We start from the raw sequence: 2556 nt of genomic DNA, 5'->3' as shown, positions 1-2556 counted from the left end.
GGTCGCGCTCGCGCGCGCATCCGGTTCGCGCGACCGGGCCGCCGAGGCGCGGCTCCTGCGCGCATCCGTCGTGCAGACTCGCGGCGATCTCGACACGGCGCTCCGCGAGTGCACGGCCATCATCGCCGAGGCGCGATCGAACGACTGGGTCGAGCTGTGGGCGCACGCGCTGCAGCAGCGCGGCACGGTGCACTTCGCGCTCGAGCAGTGGGAGGCGGCGTGCGTCGACTTCACCGTCGCGGTCGAGCTGTGCCGCGAGGCGGGGCTCGAGGCCGCGCAGCTCCAGGCGGCCGAGCTCGCGCTGCTCGTCGCGACCGACCGCGCGCAGACGGAGGCGCTCCGCGCGCAGCGCGACGTGCCGCGCGCGAGCCATCCGATCTGGGGCGGGCGCTGACCCTCCACAGGTCACCCCAGCCGGTTCGCGCGGCGACGTGCCGTGCTGGCATGCTCGCTGCCGGCGGGAGGTGAGCGGATGGCGGAGCTCGAGCGGGTGCGGGTATGGGCGGAGGCCCTCATCCGGCTGCACCTCGACGAGTCGTGGAGCTTCGGGTTCGACCGCGCCGTGAAGCGCGCGGGGCTGACCGACTTCCGCGCCCGGCGCATCTCGGTCTCGAAGCACCTCGCCGCCCGGTGGGACGACGACGCCGTGCACCAGACGCTCCTGCACGAGGTCGCGCACGCGATGGTCGGGCCCGGTGTCGGGCACGGGCCGCGGTGGCTCCGCACCGCGCGGGAGCTCGGCTACGTGGGCGGGCGCACGCACCAGGGCGAGATCGCCGCCGAGCGCGCCGGCTGGGTCGGCCGGTGCCCGGGCGGGCACGAGCATGTGCGCTTCCGCGCGCCGCGCGGTCGCTACGCGTGCCGCGCGTGCTCGCGCTCGGCGCGCCGCGTGGTCGAGATCCGCTGGCTGCGGCGGCAGCAGGCGGCGTGACCGTCGCGCGCGGCTAGTCCGGCGCGCGGCCGTCGCCCTCGGTGCCGCTCGTGGACCGCGCCCCGCGCGCGCCCGTCGCTGGACCGAGCGGCGCATCCGCCCCCTCCGCCGGCGACTGCTCGTCGACCGGGGCCGCCGCCGCGTACGAGGCGCTGATCAGCCGGTAGGAGCGCGTGAGCATCGCGAGCGCGGCCGCCACGACCATGACGACGCCGGAGACGAGGAAGACGAGGGCGATGCCGCGCGCTGTGCCGGTGCCGAGCAGCGGCTCGAGGGCCGCGGCGCCCTCGCTCGAGCGGGCCCACGGGAGGATCCAGAACTCCGCGATCGGCGCGATGAGGAAGGCGGTGACGGGCGCTGCCGACGACTCGAGCGCCATCGCGAAGCCGAACACGCGCCCCTGCCGCGACAGCGGCACGACCCGCTGGATGATCGTCTGCTCCGCGGCCTCCGCCGCGGGGATCAAGCACATGTAGAGCCAGATGCCGGCTGCGTAGAGCCACCACTGCTCGCGGATCGTGAAGAGCGCGCCCAGGGCGCCCATCGCCATCACGACGAGCAGGAGCGTGCGGATGGGGCGACTGCCGAGCCCGAACCGGGCGACCGCGGCGCCGCCGATGAGGAAGCCGGTCGCGGTCACGCCGAGCACGACGCCCCAGAGCTCGACGCTGAAGATCTCGAGGCCGTAGGGGTCCATGAGCGCCATGTAGACGCCGCCGATGAGGTTGTTGAAGGTCGAGAAGACGATGAGCGCGAAGAGGCCCCCGATCGAGAGCACCGCGCGCAGCGAGCCCCGCAGGTCGACGCCCTTCGCGGTGTCGTCGGCGTCGAGCCGCACGACGTCCTCGGGCACGCGCAGCGTGAGCAGGTGCGCGAGGCTCACCGCCGTGAGCGCGATCGCGATCGCGATCGTCGGGCCCATGCCGAGCCAGCCGATCGCGAGCCCTGAGAAGACGCTCGTGACGATGAACGCGATGCCCTGCACCGCGCCGACCATGCCGTTCGCGTTCGCGTGCCGCGCGTCGGGCACGAGGATCGTGACGGTCGTCGAGAGCGCGATGTTGCGCATGTGCTCGACGACGGCGCCGGCGAGGATGATCGCCGTGAAGAGCCAGAACCACGGCGCCCCGAGGTCGAGCAGCGCCGCCTCCGGCAGCAGCAGGTACATGGCGCCCGCGAGCGCGAACGCGACGAGCGTGACCGAGCCCGAGAGCAGCATGACCCGCAGCTTGCGGTGGTGGTCGACGATCGAGCCGAAGAGCATGCTGCCGAACGCGACGAACAGCATGTACGCGCCGCCGATGACGCCCGTCGCGAGCACCGAGCGCGTCTCGAGGTAGACCCAGAAGGTCAGCGCGAACCACAGGAAGCTCGTCGTCACGTTCGCGAGCGCGGTGTTCGCGAGCACGTGCAGGAACGTGCGCTCGCCCGTCGTCCTCGTCGTCGAGGCCATGGAGGAACGGTAGACCGGGCCACCCACACGACGACACCCGCGAGTCGCGACCGCGGCCGACCACGCGGAGGGGCGGGGTCGCGCATCGATGCCGTGACGGCAGCCGCGGCCCGCGCCACCGGCTGAGCAGCAGGCGTCGCCGGGCCCCGTGAGCGGCGGCCGCGTGGAGCGG

The 2556-nt window shown here is 74.0% G+C and carries 3 protein-coding genes; 2 read left to right on the top strand and 1 reads right to left on the bottom strand.

Annotation, left to right across the window (positions count from 1 at the left end; all coding sequences use genetic code 11):
- Window positions 1-394 (top strand): hypothetical protein (locus tag NWP09_RS12390; protein ID WP_258275806.1); only part of this gene is annotated, 394 nt, incomplete at its 5' end.
- A gap of 78 nt (window positions 395-472) precedes the next feature.
- Entirely contained in the window at window positions 473-931 is a 459-nt protein-coding gene (locus NWP09_RS12385; protein ID WP_258275805.1) for a SprT-like domain-containing protein, read from the top strand.
- Between the two features lie 13 nt (window positions 932-944).
- On the opposite strand, the gene NWP09_RS12380 is transcribed toward NWP09_RS12385, so the two are convergent.
- Window positions 945-2384 (bottom strand): MFS transporter, encoded by a 1440-nt coding sequence (locus NWP09_RS12380; RefSeq protein WP_258275804.1) that lies wholly within the window; start codon window positions 2382-2384, stop codon window positions 945-947.
- Between the last annotated feature and the right edge of the window lie 172 nt (window positions 2385-2556).

The sequence above is a fragment of the Agrococcus sp. HG114 genome (genome assembly GCF_024723325.1).
Taxonomy (GTDB): Bacteria; Actinomycetota; Actinomycetes; order Actinomycetales; family Microbacteriaceae; genus Agrococcus.
Note: the sequence above shows the minus strand (reverse complement) of the source record. Positions and strands in the feature narration are given on the sequence as shown.